This is a genomic window from Haloferax elongans ATCC BAA-1513 (assembly GCF_000336755.1).
Taxonomy (GTDB): Archaea; Halobacteriota; Halobacteria; order Halobacteriales; family Haloferacaceae; genus Haloferax; species Haloferax elongans.
Genome location: NZ_AOLK01000026.1, coordinates 14,768 through 31,908, shown reverse-complemented (window position 1 = coordinate 31,908; position 17,141 = coordinate 14,768). Strand labels below are relative to the sequence as shown.

The 17,141-nt window shown below is 57.7% G+C and carries 10 protein-coding genes and 1 CRISPR repeat array; of the genes, 9 read left to right on the top strand and 1 reads right to left on the bottom strand.

Annotated features, from left to right (window positions below; translation table 11 throughout):
* The first annotated feature begins 68 nt into the window (after positions 1-68).
* The 5 genes from C453_RS19110 (at position 69) to C453_RS19090 (ending at position 4,995) form a co-directional block, all read left to right on the top strand.
* On the top strand, positions 69-752 hold the full coding sequence (locus C453_RS19110) for a rhomboid family intramembrane serine protease (RefSeq protein WP_152418107.1): 684 nt from the start codon (positions 69-71) through the stop codon (positions 750-752).
* 192 nt (positions 753-944) lie between these two features.
* Positions 945-1,634: a hypothetical protein gene (locus C453_RS19105; protein WP_008327203.1), complete on the top strand. Its 690-nt coding sequence runs from the start codon at positions 945-947 to the stop codon at positions 1,632-1,634.
* 84 nt (positions 1,635-1,718) lie between these two features.
* Positions 1,719-3,503, top strand: a complete 1,785-nt coding sequence (locus C453_RS19100) for a spermidine synthase (protein ID WP_008327202.1) — start codon at positions 1,719-1,721, stop codon at positions 3,501-3,503.
* A 2-nt stretch (positions 3,504-3,505) separates the two neighbouring features.
* Positions 3,506-4,045 carry a hypothetical protein gene (locus C453_RS19095; RefSeq protein WP_008327201.1) on the top strand — a complete coding sequence of 180 codons (540 nt, stop codon included), beginning with the start codon at positions 3,506-3,508 and terminating at the stop codon, positions 4,043-4,045.
* Complete coding sequence (locus C453_RS19090; protein ID WP_008327200.1) at positions 4,042-4,995, top strand: hypothetical protein; 954 nt, start codon at positions 4,042-4,044, stop codon at positions 4,993-4,995. The genes C453_RS19095 and C453_RS19090 overlap by 4 nt, the downstream gene beginning before the upstream one ends.
* A gap of 46 nt (positions 4,996-5,041) precedes the next feature.
* On the opposite strand, the gene C453_RS19085 is transcribed toward C453_RS19090, so the two are convergent.
* Positions 5,042-5,695 (bottom strand): ribonuclease HI family protein, encoded by a 654-nt coding sequence (locus C453_RS19085; protein ID WP_008327199.1) that lies wholly within the window; start codon positions 5,693-5,695, stop codon positions 5,042-5,044.
* A gap of 415 nt (positions 5,696-6,110) precedes the next feature.
* Here C453_RS19085 and C453_RS19080 point away from each other — a divergent pair, with 415 nt between their 5' ends.
* The 4 genes from C453_RS19080 to C453_RS19055 all read left to right on the top strand — a co-directional run bounded on the left by C453_RS19080 (position 6,111) and on the right by C453_RS19055 (position 16,612).
* A complete protein-coding gene (locus C453_RS19080) occupies positions 6,111-6,539 on the top strand; it encodes a hypothetical protein (protein ID WP_008327197.1) in 429 nt (142 codons plus the stop codon).
* A 209-nt stretch (positions 6,540-6,748) separates the two neighbouring features.
* A CRISPR array of direct repeats spans positions 6,749-7,426; the repeat unit is 30 nt; unit sequence GTTACAGACGAACCCTAGTTGGGTTGAAGC.
* 1,268 nt (positions 7,427-8,694) lie between these two features.
* On the top strand, positions 8,695-9,261 hold the full coding sequence (locus tag C453_RS19070) for a TATA-box-binding protein (protein ID WP_008327193.1): 567 nt from the start codon (positions 8,695-8,697) through the stop codon (positions 9,259-9,261).
* Between the two features lie 537 nt (positions 9,262-9,798).
* On the top strand, positions 9,799-12,981 hold the full coding sequence (locus C453_RS19060) for a PD-(D/E)XK nuclease family protein (RefSeq protein ID WP_083881638.1): 3,183 nt from the start codon (positions 9,799-9,801) through the stop codon (positions 12,979-12,981).
* Entirely contained in the window at positions 12,974-16,612 is a 3,639-nt protein-coding gene (locus C453_RS19055; RefSeq protein ID WP_008327190.1) for a UvrD-helicase domain-containing protein, read from the top strand. Before C453_RS19060 ends, C453_RS19055 begins: the two co-directional genes overlap by 8 nt.
* Positions 16,613-17,141 lie beyond the last annotated feature (529 nt).

Genomic DNA, 17,141 nt, shown 5'->3' with positions numbered 1-17,141 from the left:
GTTCTATAGTGCTGCACCCCCGGAACTGAAAGGATGGTTTTAACATGTAGTTCAAAAATCAATATTCAATGAACAAATCGGTCAGTGAGCGAGTTGAAACTGTTCTCGACACATACGTTGTGTCGATGCCAGCGACCGCTACTCTCGTTGGTCTGTTCTGGATAGTTCATCTCCTGAAAGTGGGTGTCTCGCAGTTCTATGGCTCTGAAATGGCGTTGACACTGTTTTACGTTCGGTTCGTTCATCTGGACTACGTGTGGACGTGGGTGACTGCCACAGTTGGGCACGTGAACCTCCTTCACCTCGTGGTCAACACCTACTTCGCATTTTTGATCGGTGGGTGGGCCGAATCGACCGTTAGGACACGTCGATATCTCGGTGTATTCCTCATCGGTGGGGCTCTCACAGCACTCCTTGGAACGATAGTCACTGCGGCGGCAAACGGCTATCTCATCGTCGAGTTTACACCTATCGCTGACGTCTCAACCTCGTCGGTTAATGTGATCGCTGCTGGGTCGAGCATGGGGTGGTTTGCTGTTCTTGGGATGCTGTTGGCACTGGACCTGAATGGACGGGTATATCTTTGGAAATTCAAGCCACGACGGTGGGTTTGGTTCGTCGCGCTTTTCGTTCTCAGCCTCGCTGGCACAGTTAGTGACGCGTGGCTGCTCGGAGTGACCATCGGCCACCCATATCACATGGTTGGCTTGGTTCTCGGTGGACTATACGGACTTTTCGTCGCTTCCGATTGACATCGTAGACCGTTCTGTTACTGGTCACCAGCGCGGTCGGTGATGAAACTCCACCGGACTCGTACGCGAGCGTATCCCGTCGGGGCAGTCGGTCATGGCAACCTCACCACTCCTATACACGTAACAGAATTCTCGACATTCCGAACCACAAGACTGTTAATCACGTTATCTGATTGAAAGAGACGAAAGACTATGCGCCGCCGTAAATTCCTCCACGCGTCCGGCCTCGCGGCACTCGGTGCCCTGGCTGGGTGCATCGGTTCGAAATCGCCGCCCCCGCGACGGTCGAGTGTCGTCTCCGACTTCGAAATGAACAATGGGAAACTGGTTATCGACCTCGCTGACGAGACGTGGGTCACCTCCCGCTACGAACCAAACCAGCAGTCTCTCTCAGGTGTAAGCCCTATCGGTGTCGCCAGCGCGAAAGGAAAAGGCGGTGGCGGTGGCCGAGGTGCAACCGGCCGTGGCTCGGGCGGCTATTCCACTGCTCCGAGGACAGTCCACGGGCACGCTTGGTACCACGGCGGCGATTACGCCGACGACTGGTACGAGGACAACCGAGGCAAGTTCGACCGGTACAAAGTCGGCATCGCCGCACTCGGTATCGCGTACCTCGGCGGGACGTCTCAGATGAGAGACGATACGCCGGATGCCGGTCCCGTTCCGTGGGACGAGACGATTCAGAACCCGGACGAAACTGTCACCTACGATATCACCGACCGAAGCGAGTTCCGACGCGACGGCTGGTACCGCGTGGGTGCCAACATCGTCGGGGACAACGTCAACCACGACTTCCGCTGGGAGTGTTTCGACCTCGAAGTCGACAAAGACACTCAAGGATTCGATATCGAAGAGCAGTGGAAGGTGTCCCCGCGTATCTGACCGACTGACGACTGTCTGTTGCCCTCTCCCCGCGGTCGCGACTCGCCCGACTCCTCTCCCTCCCACCGAACCCTTCCCTTCGAGATGACGACGACACGAACCGACACTGGCACGCTCCTGGCACTCACGTTCGTAGTGTCGTTCTGTAGCTTCGCCTACGAGTTCGTCTACTCGGAACTCCTCACTGTGATGTACGGTGGGACGGTGACCCAGTACGTCATCACAGTCGGGTTGTACTTCTTCAGTTTGGGTATCGGGGCTGCGCTCTCCGACGACCTCAACGCCACGGACCTCGGTGGGAACTTCTTCCGAACAGAGGTCCTGCTCGCGGCCGTGGCCCCTGCAGGGTTCCTGCTCATCGTCGGTCTCAACAGCGTTCGAATCCCACAGGCCGTCCCAGCAGAACTCACCTGGACGGTCGCGCGCCTCCCTGTCGTCGTCGTCGGGTTCCTCTCGGGCTTCGAACTCCCGCTTTTGACCCACATGGTCGACGAACTCGATGCTGAGGAGACCAGGACACCGACGTGGTTTCGAACTGTCGGCAACACCGTCCACAGTGCCGTCGTCTCCGTAATCGGACTCGTTTGGACCATCGAACGAACTGAGGGGCGACGAAGCGGGCTTTCGGTCGTCCTCGCGATGGATTACGTCGGTGGCCTCGTCGGAGCAGTCGTCTACGCGCGCGTTCTCTACCCTATACTCGGGCTCATCCCGACGATATTCGTCTTGGCCCTGCTGAACGGCATCGCCGCACTCGTCTTCGCTGCCCACTTCGGTTCGTGGTCGTGGTGGCCGTTCGGTAGTGGCAGCGCTTCCGCTCGCCCCGACGACCACGCGCTCTCGCTCGGCCGCGTCTCCAAGACGCTTCTCGTGGTCTGCCTGCTGTTGACGGCGTCGTACGCCGGGGTCGTTGCCAAGCACGACGTGGCCGACGAGCGCCTGTCGCAACTCTACTTGGAACAGCAAATCGAAAACGAGTATCCGCCGGGTGCGATGCGTGCGAGCGTGGTTTCACAGAAGACGACCACGTATCAGCACGTCATCCGGTACAATCGGACGTGGACCGGTGCTGGACCGAATCCACACTTCACTGGACAGACCGAGCAGTGTCTCCGTCTCGGTTCGGCCGTGCAACTCTGTGAAAGCTGGGCAGAAAGCTACCATCGGGGACTCGTCGACGTTCCCATGTCGCTCGTAGAGCCCGGACCGGAGACGAAGGTTCTCGTCGTCGGTGGCGGCGACTGGATTGCAATCGACCATCTCAGAGCGTACAACGTCACTGTCGACCACGTCGACCTCGACGCCGAGTTCATGCAGGAGGCGAAGACGGACCCCTACTTCCGCCAGTGGCACGACGACGCCTACAAATACGACCGGCTGAACACGACCACCGCAGACGGCTATCATTACCTCCAAGAGACGAACGAGACGTACGACCTCGTGCTTCTCGACGTTCCCGGCGCGACGGACGACGACCTCCTCACTCTCTACTCGGCGGAGTTCTACCGCTCAGTTCGCAACCACCTCTCTGACGACGGCGTCGTCGTGACGTGGGGGTACTCGCCGGACGGGTATCCCGAACACCACAAAGCCTTCGTCAACACGGTCGGCGCTGCTGGCTTCACACAGCAGCTTTCGTACTGGGTTCGTCAGGACATCGACGCCGACGATGAGACCGAACGCGTCGAGAAGTTCTACGTGTTCGCCCCCGGTGACCGCCGACCGCTCACTGGGGAGTCCGAGACCGAGTACGTCCGGCAACATCGTGACCACTACCAGCACGTCGAATGGCGTGCAGTCCCTCGATACCGCGGGGTTCGAGCGAACTCTATCTTCCACCCGAACTACGACATTCTCGTCGATACGTAACCATGCCCTCCGAATCATCTCACAACCCACCGACTGCACTGCACTTCGGGTACACGACCGAGGTCCCGGACCTGTCGTCTGTCGAAGTAAAGACCGTCCACCCAGAGTCGCTGCTGGGCGAACCGGCCGTGTTCACCGTTATCGGTGAGTCGCACTACGTCGGTCTTCCCACACTCGACTTCCACGAACTGTGTTCGTGTAAGCCGCTCTCCTCGGACACGACGCATGAGACGCCGCTTTCGGTCGGGGTCGCCCACGACTTCGACTTCGAGAGCGAGCACCTCCACGCCCAGACGGTCGTGGAAGGACGCTCCCTTGAGCACTTCCCCGGCGCGGACGATGCGACCGTCGCGTATCGGTTTGGTCCCGATGCGTGGACGACGATTCACGCGACAGACGCTGGCTACGAGACGTACCACACCTATCCTGAGTACGAACTCGCATTGTACACGGAAACTCGCCTGACGATGAACACGTCCGAAACTGCCGAATTCGAAGACTCGACCGCCCAACAGATGACGAACCCGAATCCACGACGATGACACGAAACACCACCTACGACGGCGACGTGACGCTGAATGGCTCCGAACAACCACCAGTCGAAGTCCGAGACCCGGCGGACGCCTTCGTCTCGGGAGCGAGTATCGACGGCAACCTCACTGTCCAGAACGCGGAGTACGTCTTCACGCACACGCCCGTGAGCGGCGACACGAGTGTCTCCGACTCCGAAACCCAGACGACGATTCGCGGAAACCTCGAAGACGGATACGTGCAATCGGTCGGTGGCGACGTCCTGCTCACCGATGCAGAGGACGTCTTTATCGCGGCCGACGCCGTCGAAGGGGCGGTCTCCGCACCCGGTGCCGAAAACGTCTACACGGACGAGTCGATTCCCGTGGATTCGGCCGACAACTATGACGTTTCGACGTTCGGATGGCAGCAGTCAGGCTCCGCGACTGACCCCGATTCAGGCGTCTACGCGGTGGGGATGGACCACGATATCGAACTGGAGAAGGTGCGTCAGGACGTGGACTTGTATCTCGTCGGCCACAGCCACGATGTCCGCGTCGATGGTCGTGGTGCGAGTGTGACTGTTCACTTCGTCGGCTACGACAACACCGTCCACGTCGGTCCGTATCTCTCGTCGACAGTCGAGACGGACACCGGCTTCGACAACGAAATCGACGCCGACCCGTACCCTGCAGAGGACCTCATCGAGATGTCGCGCCGAGAAGCGTACTCCAATGCCGGGTTCGGTCGCCGAAAGGTGACGTTCCAAGTCCCGAACGAAGACGACGACTGGTGCCCGAACTGCGGGCAGGCAGCCGAGGCGATTATCGAACGACACCAGAAGGAGGCGTTTTTCCTCTTCGGGTGGCCGCTGTGGACCTACGACCGAAGTACTAACCCCGCACGCGAGTGCGAAAACTGCTCGCCGAACGCGGTGCACACGGAACTCACAGCGGCAGAGCGACGCGAAATATTCGACTGAGAGCGTTGTGGTTGTGTTCCTCTCCTCTCCTCTCCTCTCCTCTCCTCTACCCGGGTCCGAAGGCCGCAATATCGGCACCCACTGTCGCGAGCGCGTCAGCGGGATTCGGGTCGCTGTCAGCCAGGTGCGTGTATCGGTGGTTCGGGACCACGGCGAGTGCTTCCTCGATGGCTGTGCGGTACGTCTCGCCGCCCAGTTCCGGTGGGTCGCCGCCGCCCCAGATGTCTCGGATGACCGTCATGGAGTCGATTCGAACTTCCAAGTGTTGGGGGTCGTAGCGGTCCAGTAGCCCGACCAGTCCGAGTTGGAGCGCGACGTATTCGGCGGTATTGTTCCCCGTGCGAGACCCCACTGGCCGACCCAGGCGAACGAGTTCAGTTTCTGAATCGTCCATGATGACGGCACCCGCACCCGCAGGGCCGGGGTTGCCGCGCGAACTGCCGTCGACGTAGAGGATAAAGGAATCGCTCGTCGGTGTCGAGGCCGGTGGTTTGGTGAGGCCCGACGCCAACAGGTCGTCGAGTGCTCGACGCAACTCGGTTGTGGTGGTTGCGGGGTCGAATAGGCCGCCGTACCCGGGCACGGCGTCGTCGATGGCGTCGGTGGCGGCTTCCATCTCGTAGCCGACGTGTGCGAGCACCTCGTCTACGAGCGCGGCAAGCGGTGAGAGGTATTCGGCTGGAAGAGTGTCTTCGGTCACGCTATCTGTCCCGGAATCTCGTCGTGGACGCCTGTCCCCCGTCTTTGGTTGGCTTCGTCGAGTGGTCGCACCGCTGCATACCGGTCGTCGGTGGTCGAACGGGAAAGGTTTTCAGGTGGCGTTATCCGTCGCTTAGCGAACAGCTGATAGCCGAGCGATGACTCTACTGGTGGCCGCCTCACCAAGAAATTAGTTAGATGAATAACAATTGTCTGTGTTGATGGGCTCCGCTCTCACTCGCCGTCAGGTTCTCGGCTCGGTTCTCTCCGTGCTGTGTGTCGGGGGTACAGGTTGCGCCTCGACGCCACCAACCTCGGGTCGTACAGCCCAGAATACGACTCTCCACCCCCCTTCAGTTGACTCGCCTTCGCTATCCACAACGATTCCCCCCGCGACGGTAACTTCGTATCGGGACTTGAGCCACGAGGGTCAGGTCCTGTTCGAGACGCTACTTGCACAGGGGACCATCGAACGCCCCGCAGACACCGTTCCATCGACGCTCGAAGACGCTGAGTACGTTCAGTTCGAGGGCTCGATATACGCTCTCACCGTGAAATTCATCGACCAGATGCTTGCGGAGTACACGTTGCGTACGACCCCGGTCTCTGCGTCTGAGGTTGATGATGACACAGAGCGGGTCGATTTCGACGCGTTGTCGACAGACGCGAAAGCTGCGTTCAAAGACGCACTCACTGACGGACAGCACACGGTTCGCGGAGAGACGCTTCCGCCACAACTCGTGGGACACCGATACGTGCGTTACGAGGGGACGACTCACCATCTCGAAATCGCGTTGTTCGAGATTCCCATCAGGAAATTGTCGGTTGAGAAGGTATCCACGTAGCGGCGTGTCATTTGGGGGCGCATTCGCCGAGCAGTAGGGCCAGTGGCGTGATTCCGAACGTTGTCTGCCTGCCCAACGATTAGTGCTTGTGTGGGTCGCGGATGCAGCGTTCTTTCGACCCCCCGGGGGTTTGGGGGTGATTGGGGGTCGACGGAAACACTTGAGTTCGAACGGTGCGTAGGAGGGCTGTGGTGGCCAAACCGGCCATGGTTACAGACGAACCCTAGTTGGGTTGAAGCGAACTGGTCCACAGTCGGACCCCGGTCACCGTCGTTACAGACGAACCCTAGTTGGGTTGAAGCTTGGCTGCGTCTGGTTTCTCCCGTATCATCCAGACGTTACAGACGAACCCTAGTTGGGTTGAAGCCATCGGGCAGGGTGACGGAGGTGGTTCCGAATCGTTACAGACGAACCCTAGTTGGGTTGAAGCAATCTCATTGACCGACTCGTTCCACGACTTGAGGAGGGTTACAGACGAACCCTAGTTGGGTTGAAGCAACGGTGTGTTTGGACTCGGTGAGTTCGACGCAGTTACAGACGAACCCTAGTTGGGTTGAAGCCGTATGACCGCGTCGAACTGCGCGGGCGCGAGCGTGGTTACAGACGAACCCTAGTTGGGTTGAAGCCTCAAACGTCTCCTGCGTCCTGTCGTGGCTTTCTAGTTACAGACGAACCCTAGTTGGGTTGAAGCGTCCACGGGGCGAGCGAGCGCGACCGGTATCAGTAGTTACAGACGAACCCTAGTTGGGTTGAAGCGCATGACTGCCGAGAGAGCGTATCCCGCAGCGACGTTACAGACGAACCCTAGTTGGGTTGAAGCAAGAGATTCGAGTCGGTCGATAACGTCGTCTGAGGTCGTTACAGACGAACCCTAGTTGGGTTGAAGCACGCTGCTCGCGACGGTCGGCTGCTTCGCCGTGTTACAGACGAACTCTTGTGGAGTAGTTGACCACCTCGATTGCGCAGCGTATGTGTCAAACCTTATTGGATGCGTACGAAACGTACAACCCAGATGGGTGGGGACACGCTTCGAATCACGGACTTGTCCGCATTGCGTCCGGAGAATTTCAAGCTCCGAAATACGAAATTCCTGATGGACGACAGTCTCCACTACGACGTGCAAACACACGAGTCACGACAGCAACTTCGGCACAGCATCTGGGTCGTGAGAAACGGGGATATCAGACGTGTCTTGAAAGACTTCCCTCGGAATGAGCCAGTACACGACCAGTGCGCATTTTGGATGCACGCAGTTGTCGGCAAGCACTTTTTCCCAGACGCGAATCACCGAACTGCAATTGCACTTCTTCGCCAACTCCTCGTCGAAAACGGCATCAATCCTGGCAAGTGGTCTCCCGAGCGGACGAGGCAGGCACGCGATGAGTCCCACCGAGTCAGAAGGGAAATTGACCCGATTCGACTAGATACACTCTACGTACATGATGAACTGTGGGATGTCTAGAAACGCTATTTTGAGGACGTATTCGAACCGGAACCCCTCGAAAAGAGCTAACTACTCTTCGTCGTCTTCCGGTTCGTCTGCGAGGGCAGCATATAGCTCGTGGTTTTCCTCCACATCGCGAGCCATCTGTTTTTCTGCTTCCCAATTAACGCTCATACTCCATCTAATGGTAATCGCTGTATTAGGATTTCCGGTGGTCCGATAGGAGTCGAATCTGGTGCCCACTACCCCCGGTGTGTTCGATATCTTGGGTTGGAGAGGTGTATTCTATCCCTCGGCTCTCTGGCTCATTTTGAATGTGGGGGCATCCGGGTTACAGACGAACTCTAATTGAAGAAGACTGCATGCCTACAGATGAATAAGCGAGTATCTTGGGACCGTATGGTATCCCGTGATTTCTGTGACGACGAGATGCTCTGCATCGTGAACCATCTGACTCCCAACGGTCCACTATCAATAAAAACGAGCGAGAGATGTATCTCGTTCGAATATCGTTCCCTCAGTCACCTCGAAATACCATCGAGATACTTCGGGCAGTATCAAAATCAATCCCGCACAGTCCGGTACTACGTCTGGAACCAACGCAAGAAGAACGAGATAGCAAACGAGGGACTCCCCCTACGTTTGGTTGTCCTTCGCGACTCTCGTGAGTCGCACAATCGTTTAAGTATGAGTATTTAAAATATAAGTATAATGTCTCACGAAGCACGCCTCGATTCGCTCGAGATTCAAAACGTGGTTGCATCGAGTGCCGTCGGTCAGGAATTGGATTTGGAATCGCTTTCGGATGACGTCGCCGGGGCGGAGTTCAACCCGGATAACTTCCCTGGACTCGTGTATCGGACCCAAGACCCCAGAGCAGCGAATCTCATCTTCCGGTCTGGCAAAATCGTGTGTACTGGTGCAAGTAGCGTCGACGAGGTCAATCGCGCATTAGAACAAGTCTTCGAAGAACTCGGGAGTCTTGGCATTCCAACCGATGGTCGCGAAGAGGCGACGGTCCAGAACATCGTCTCGAGTGCCGACCTCGGCACGACTCTCAATCTGAACGCGCTCGCGATTGGGCTCGGTCTCGAACATGTCGAATACGAACCAGAGCAGTTCCCCGGGCTTGTCTACCGAATCGACGATCCGAACGTGGTTGTCTTGTTGTTCGGGTCGGGCAAAATCGTCATTACGGGTGCGAAGAAGGTGGAATTTGCACGTGAGGCGATTAACGTCGTGAGTGACGAGATCGAATCGCTTGGGTTACTCGGCTGAGTGTCGGTTGGCGTTCTCAAAAACGGTGGAGTGTGTAGTTCGGATACCAACGACTCGGTTGCAGTGTGCACTCCTGGTCTATGATTCAATAGTGACGTTTAGATTCCATAACCTCCTCTAATTCATGTCAATAAATTGAATATGTGTGGTGAGAATAGAATCTGAATGAATGGTGACCAATCTAAAGCGAACGGTACGAGTGTATGGCTCACTTCTCGTTCTCGCGACTGGCTTTCTCTGCGGTGCTTTGACCGTCGCCTTGTTCATCTCCGCCTCTTGGGTGGTTGAAACGCTTGGCTTGGTCGGGTTTGGAATCTATGTCGTTACAACCTTCCTCTGTGCAATCCTTTCGTTCATGTTCGACCTCATTGGAAACGCCAAGGAGGCGTTCGCCTAGAGAATCTCCGATACTTACTTCTCGAGTTAGTTGATGAGCGACTGCGACGTATCGTAGCAGGATGGACCGAGAAGACGTCATTCACATCGTTACTGTTACCAAGAGTGAAGTAACAGCCTTGTCATCGTACAGGTTGTTCGATGGATTCCACGCTTTTCACAGGCCCCACCCATTCACTTTTGGAAGAGCAAGCGTTCCGGAAGGCCAACACCGTTTCTGGTGATTCACTTGGGAGTATTCTCTATATTACGCGAAACGACGCCCGACGGTCTCACGTCGAAGATGCGTGGGCAGACACGTATCGACCACTCCGTCTTCGAGCAGAGACGCTCGACTCAGTCGTCCGTGACTGGTACGAAGAACTCGACGGCCCAATCGAGAGGCTCTCTGGACAGGTAAATCGCCGTCTCACAGAATACGCTCTCGACCGTGCGACCGAGAGAGAAGTGAGCATTCTCGCAGGCGAACCAGCCTCTGCGGCACTCGCAGACGCGTTCAGTAGTCGCTTCTCGCTGTTCGATGATGCTGGTGTCTCTACGGCTGATGGACTTGCAACCGAATTCGCGAGGTCAGACCTCGACGAACAGATTTCGGCGGCTACTGTCGACGCCTATCGGTCCTATGGAGAGCTTCGTCGCGACTACGTCGATGAATGGACCGCAACACGCGGTGAGATTTTCGAATCCGTCGCGACTACCGACGCCGATTTATCTGACCTCTCGCCAGAACTTGACACCGTCATACTCTCTGGCTATCACGAGTTCCGACCTGTCGAACGGGCTGTGGTAGAGCGTGTCGTCGATGCGTTCGATACGATTGCGCTTCTTCCCCTCCACCAGAACGGTGAGGGTGGCGTCGACAGTGTCACTGCCGATGGTCTGGCGGTGTACGAGGAGTTGGGATTCGAGCGGACCGTGGTCGAACCACGGCAAGCTACCTCCGTCGACGTCGCCACAGTCACGAACGCGCTGTATCGCCACGAACCCGACGATGTCTCGACGCCGGAGATGCTCACGTGGCGGGAGTTACCGACACCGGAACGCGAGGTTCGATTCGTCGCTCGCGAACTCCGAACTGAACTCGCTGACGGCCGCCACCCGGACGACCTCGCGGTCGTAATCCCCGGAATCGAGGCGTATGCCGGGTACGTCGACGACGTCTTCGAGACGTATGGCATCCCTCACGTGACGACCGCTGCATCCCAACTCGACCGAACCTTTGCAGGGAGCGTCGTCCACGACCTTCTTCGTCTTGCCGAGCAGGAACCTCACGCGGAGGATTTAACCTCGCTGCTGGCAAACCCGCTCGTCGATTTCCTCCCACGAGAGCACGTTGACGCTATCACGTCGGCCGCTAGACGCCGTGACACTGTCACGCTTGGACCTCTTGACGACATCGGCGACGACGCGAGGACACACATTGAGGACCTCATCTCGTCGCTGGGAACGCTTCGTACTGGTGACCTCGAAACAGCGCTCGGCGTCCTCCGCCGAGTGCTGGATGACGAATTCGAGCTTGAATCTGCGGTTGAAAACTACGCTGGTGGGACGACACAGGCGACGGAGAAACAAGCATACGCTGTTGTCGACGAGGTTCTCAGTTCGTTTGAATCGATGAACGAGGTTCCCAGTCGTCTCTCTCCACTGGCGTTGCTTACTCGAGCGTTCGACGGCGTTCCAATTCGCGTTCCACAGGGGGCTGCCAGCGGTCACGTCGAGGTCTTAGGGATGCTCGACGCTCGGATGCGTTCATTCGAGAACGTCTACGTCGTCGGACTCACGACTGAACATTTCCCAATTTCACCAGAACGACCGGCATTTTTCGATGAGATGACCGATGCCCATCCCCGGTTCGACACGTGTGACGAGCGGCTTCGAGGCCGCTATCTCTTTGCGACGCTTCTCGCGAACGCCGACGAGGTCACCCTCACAACTCCAGAATCGGGCGTTGACGAATCAGCAGTCGTCCGCTCACCAGTACTCGACGAACTCCAACGAGTAACCGGTATCGAACCAGTTGAAGGTCTTGACGAGCGAATCGGCTCCCGTGAAGACCTCCAACGTCGCATCGCCGCTCACCCAAGTCGTCGAGTCGCCGTCGACCACGCTGGCGAGCAGGGTGACTTCACACCAGCACAGACGAAGCGAACTGACCGAGGGCTCAGTTGTGCCGAGAACCGAAGTGACCCGAACCTTACATCCCACGATGGACTTCTCGATGCAGACACCGTAGAAGCGGTGTATCCCTCGTCTGAGCGCGAGCCGTACAGTGCAAGTCGAATCGAACGGTACGTCGAATGCGGATTCAAATTCTACGCGGAGAACGCTCTTGACATCGAGGACCCGGATAATGTCGAACTGACACCGACATCGCTTCAGACTGGCAGTTACGTTCACGACGTTCTCGAACGCTTTTATGTGGATATTACGTCGGACCCGGCTGAAGACCTCGATATCAACTCATACGAGAGAGACGTATTGGAAGACCGCCTTCTCGATATCGCACTTGACGAACTGACGGACGCTGACTTCGAGTACGACGGCCTGTTCTACGAGCGGTGGCTCACTGAGTTGTTCGCCGGGTTAGGCGATTCGGAAAAGAACCCATACGCAGGCAGTTCGAAACCCCACGACGCACCCGAGAGGGGGTTGTTCGTGACGTTCATCGAAGAGGAACTCGCGCGCGGAGATGCCCGACCGCGCTGGCTCGAAGCCCCATTCGGTGACGGCTTACCTGATTCTGACACTGGACCGGTCGAGGTCGAGCGCTCCGACGGGTCTGCCGTTTCAATTCGCGGGTACATCGACCGTATCGACGCTGGTGGTACCGACGAGCGACCGGACGTAGCGCTGTACGACTACAAGACGGGACGCGCACCGTATATGACCAAAACGACAGGTGGAACGAAGTTCCAACTCCCAATCTATCTCCTCGCTGCGGAGGCCGTCTTGAGTGAGGACGATTTCGATGACGCTGCGCTGTCCGCAACGTACTATCAGGTTCGACCGCCGAACGACGTCAAAGTCCCACGCGGTATAGAATCTAAATTTGACTCACAGGCAGAGCTACGTCGGTTCCTAGACGAGGTCGTTTCCGAGTGGCTCGGCCAAATCGACGACGCCATCGCGGACGGACGGTTCCACACGACGCTGTTGTCGAGTCGCGGAGCGAAGTGCAGCTACTGTGACTATCGTCGCGCCTGCGACGTCCGTCACCATCGGAAGCGCGGGCGTATCGAACACGCACGAGAAGATGAGTCGGCGTATGTTCCGTTACGCGTGCAGGACGATACGGACCTTGAGGCGGTGATGGGCGATGACTGATCAAGACGATGCAATTCAGCTGACGACCGAACAGAAAGACGCGCTCGTTCAGGACCGAAACGTGGCCATCACTGCCGGTGCTGGAACCGGTAAAACGACGACGTTGGCCGAGCGATACGTCACAATTCTCGAAGAGAATCCAGCACTCACTCCCGAGAACATCGTTACGATAACGTTCACTCGAAAGGCCGCAGCAGAATTGACTGAACGCGTCCGAGCGGAAGTGTACGACCGGCTCACGGCGGAGAAATCGTCTGATGGATACCGTCGATGGCGAGACGTTCTCGACGAACTCGAAGACGGCTACGTCCACACGATACACGCATTCTGCGCCCGACTGTTACGAGAACGTGCCGTCGAAGCGCCAGTTCCTCTCGGGTTCGATGTCCTCGACGAGGACGGCGCCGCAACCCTCCAGCGAGAAGTCGTGACGGAGTTCCTTGAAGAGAACCAACGTGACGAGGACGTCGCACTCCTCGCCCAACTCTGGGGACGAAACCAACTCGTCGACGTGCTGACCGGCTTGCTCGACGAACGCCCACGGAGTGAGGCCATCCTCGACCGCTGGCAAGGTTCCAGCGTCGAGGAGTACATGGACGCCCTTTGGGAGACTGTCTGTGACCTCGACGCCGATGAGGCTCGTGAGGTGCTCTACACACAGAGCGTTCTGGAGACTCTGCGAGAGCTGGTTGGCCGACTTCCCGACAGAGCCGACGTTCAGGACGAGGATGGCTTGCGAGTCTATCGGACTTTCGAGGAAATCACCACTGTGCTTCCGGAGTCTCCATCAGAGAGTGGCCCTCGCCGATGCCAGCGCGCGATTCTCGACCTCTACGAGGTGTGTGAGAAGAAGAGCGGCGGCCTCTATAGCAGTTCAGGCTACGTCGTTGGGTCCCGGGAAGACTGGCACGACCACGGTGACATCTACGATGACTTGAAAGACGCTGTCGACGTAGTAATTGAGGCCGTCGAATCCCACGAGGACGCTGTCGACACGACGCCAGGCGAACTCGAGGAGAACAGTGCTCACTATGCGCTGGCGCTGATGCGTGTTTTCGAGAGCGTTCTGGAGCGATACGAGGCAAGGAAGGACCGGCGAGATGCGCTCGACTTCCCCGACGTAATCGAGACGACAATTTCGTTCCTCCGTCGGAATGACGAGGTCCGTCGCCGTCTTCAGGACAAGTTCGAGGCTGTGATGGTCGACGAGTTTCAAGACACGGACGACCGACAGTGGGAACTCGTGAAGCTCCTCACTGGCGTCGACGAGGGGACGGCGACGAACGTGTTCCTCGTCGGTGACGAGAAACAGAGCATCTACGCCTTCCGAGGCGCTGACGTCACCACGTTCGGCGCAGCACGGGACGAACTGCAGTCTGTGAACAGCAGCCTCGGGCTAGACGAGGTTCCCGAAAGCGAGGTCGAGAGCCCGACCGCCCTCGAACTCTCGGGGAATTTCCGGACGCTCGAGGGTCCCCTCACGTTCCTGAACGAACTCTTTGATCAGTTGTTCCAGCCCGAAGACGACGAACATGCGCCATTCGAAGCACTGCCGCAACCACTCACAGCGAGACGGAGCCGAGTCGAAGACGTCGACGGACTCGACGGCAGTATCGAATATCTCGTCGTCCCAGACGACGCAGAGACGGCAGCGACGCTCTTCGGTGACGAACATCCCGTCGCTGAAGGAGCATTGGACCATACAATCGAAGCAGAGGCACAGGCACTCGCGGCCCGACTGACGACCCTGTTTGACGACCCACCCCTCGTTCAGGACACGGATATTGGTGAGCACCGCTCAGCGACCCCTGACGACGTGGCAATCTTGCTCCGTCGGCGAACACACCTCGACCGGTATCAGCGAGCGCTCGAAGAGTACGACATCCCGTATACGGTCATCGGCGGTGTCGGGTTCTACGAGACACCCGAGGTGCAAGCACTCACGAACCTCCTCCGGGTTCTCGGTGACCCGACCGACGACGTCTCTCTGTACGGTGTCCTCCGGTCACCCTTGTTCGGATTCACCGACGACCGACTCGCGCCGGCGGTCGCAAGCGCCGACTCGATCTGGACGGCCTTGGAAACGTCCGATGATCCACAGCTTATCGACGCGTTCGAGCTGTTGTCGAATTGGCGTACGCTGAGTGGGTGTGCGGAGCCGGGAGAGGAGGGCGTCCTTTCGTGGAATCGCGTCCTCACGCGCGTCATCGACGATACAGGGTACCTGACGAGTGTCAGTGCCGATGAACGCAGCCAGCAGGCAGTCGCGAACGTCGAGAAGTTCCGCAATCAGGTCCGAGTCTGGAGCGAAAACGGTGTTCACACGGCTGCTGGGTTGTTGCATCGAATCGACCGGCAGGCAGAAATCGACCCACGTGAGGGCGAAGCGGACATTCCCGGGGATGCAGAAGGCGTTCGAATCATGACGATTCACTCCTCGAAGGGACTGGAGTTCCCGATCGTCGCGGTTCCGGATATCGGGAGCAGTTTGAACTTCGGGCGAAGCGTCGACGACTACGGCTACGTCCGACTCGTAGAGGGAACTGCTGACGCACCACCACTTCCGGCTGTTGGCGGTCCTCACCCGAGCGACGCTTTCTCGACCGAGAAGACTGCCGTCCACGAGTACGCAGATCGTCTCTCACTACCCCAGGAACGAGCGGAAGCGAAACGTCTCCTCTACGTCGCTTGCACACGGACTCGTGACCACCTCCTGTTGTGCGGAACGCACGACATTGACCGCAGTGAGTCCGGAGAACTAACGCTCGGCGAGCCAGCGGCGTTCGACGACGCTGACCGCTGGCGAGACTGGCTTCAACCTCTCCTCTTCGAAGACGGCGAGCTTCTGAGTGAGGCAGTCCGGAACGGCCATGCTCGAGGTCAGTTCGGTGAGGCTAGCTATATTATTCGAACACCGCCACGGGCGACAGACTGGGTATCTGACGAAGACGTCGACGAAACGATGCCGGAACTATCGATTCTATCGCCGACTGAACGCGATACCGGAGTTCGAGTGGCAGCGACGACGCTCGTGAACGAAGTCGCCGACCATTCCGGTGGCGGAAACGCCTACTCAGCGAGTGAAGAATCACCTGGCCTCAGCCCGACCACGTTTGGAACAGTGGTTCATCGACTGAACGAGCTTCGTCCACCGAGAGACGAGTGGGAGTCGTTCGTCGAGCGAGTGAGTCAGATGGCCGGTGAAGAACCGACTGTGGAAGATATTCGTACGGCAATCGACCACGCAGAAGACGCGATTCGATTCGTCGACGGCCTCGAGGATTCGGCTACTCTCGAAGCAGTCCACGATGAGTACTCGGTGATGGCACGTCTCGATGGGTCGAAAATCGTCGGCGACATTGACCGCCTACTCGTCACGCCAGACTGGTATCACATCATCGATTACAAGACGAACGACCTTTCGGCGACGTCTCCGGGTGATATGGCGGCGCACTACCGTCCACAGATGCTCTCGTACGCACTTGCCCTCTTCCAGCACGACCCGAGTCGGCGTGTTCGAGCCTCTCTTAGATTCACTGACGCTGGTGTCGAGGAACGCTTCGAGTGGGGGGTGGACGACTTAGAGGAGATTAAATCTGAACTACGTGAACTGGTCAACCTAGTAAAGTAGGGTAGTTCACACAGTAAAGAGGGATACTATATTCATGGATGCGGCCCGCTTCTTTGGAGTATGACAGCCCTCCAACCAAGCGAAGCGGCGACGAGGAAGTCGGTTTCAACTGGTCTCCTCACTGGTTTGATTCACGCCGTCCTTGCAGCCGTTTTATGGAGTACGTTTGGTTTTGAAGACTTAGTCGCTACATTTAGCGCTGAACCGCTGTATGTCACCTACGTAGTGGTTGGCATGTNCGTTTTATGGAGTACGTTTGGTTTTGAAGACTTAGTCGCTACATTTAGCGCTGAACCGCTGTATGTCACCTACGTAGTGGTTGGCATGTTCGTCGTTGGGTTCGTCCCTGGCCTCCTGTATGCTCAAAATCGGACGTTTTTGCCGATTGTTGCTACGGGAGGACTGTTGGGGGTAACCGCTTTCGCGACGTGGCAAGCTGTTCAGGCTGGAGAAACGCCGGTGGACCCGACCCCATTCGGGTGGTACATGCTACTCTGGATTGGGGTGCTGGTTCTCGATGTTGTCCTTG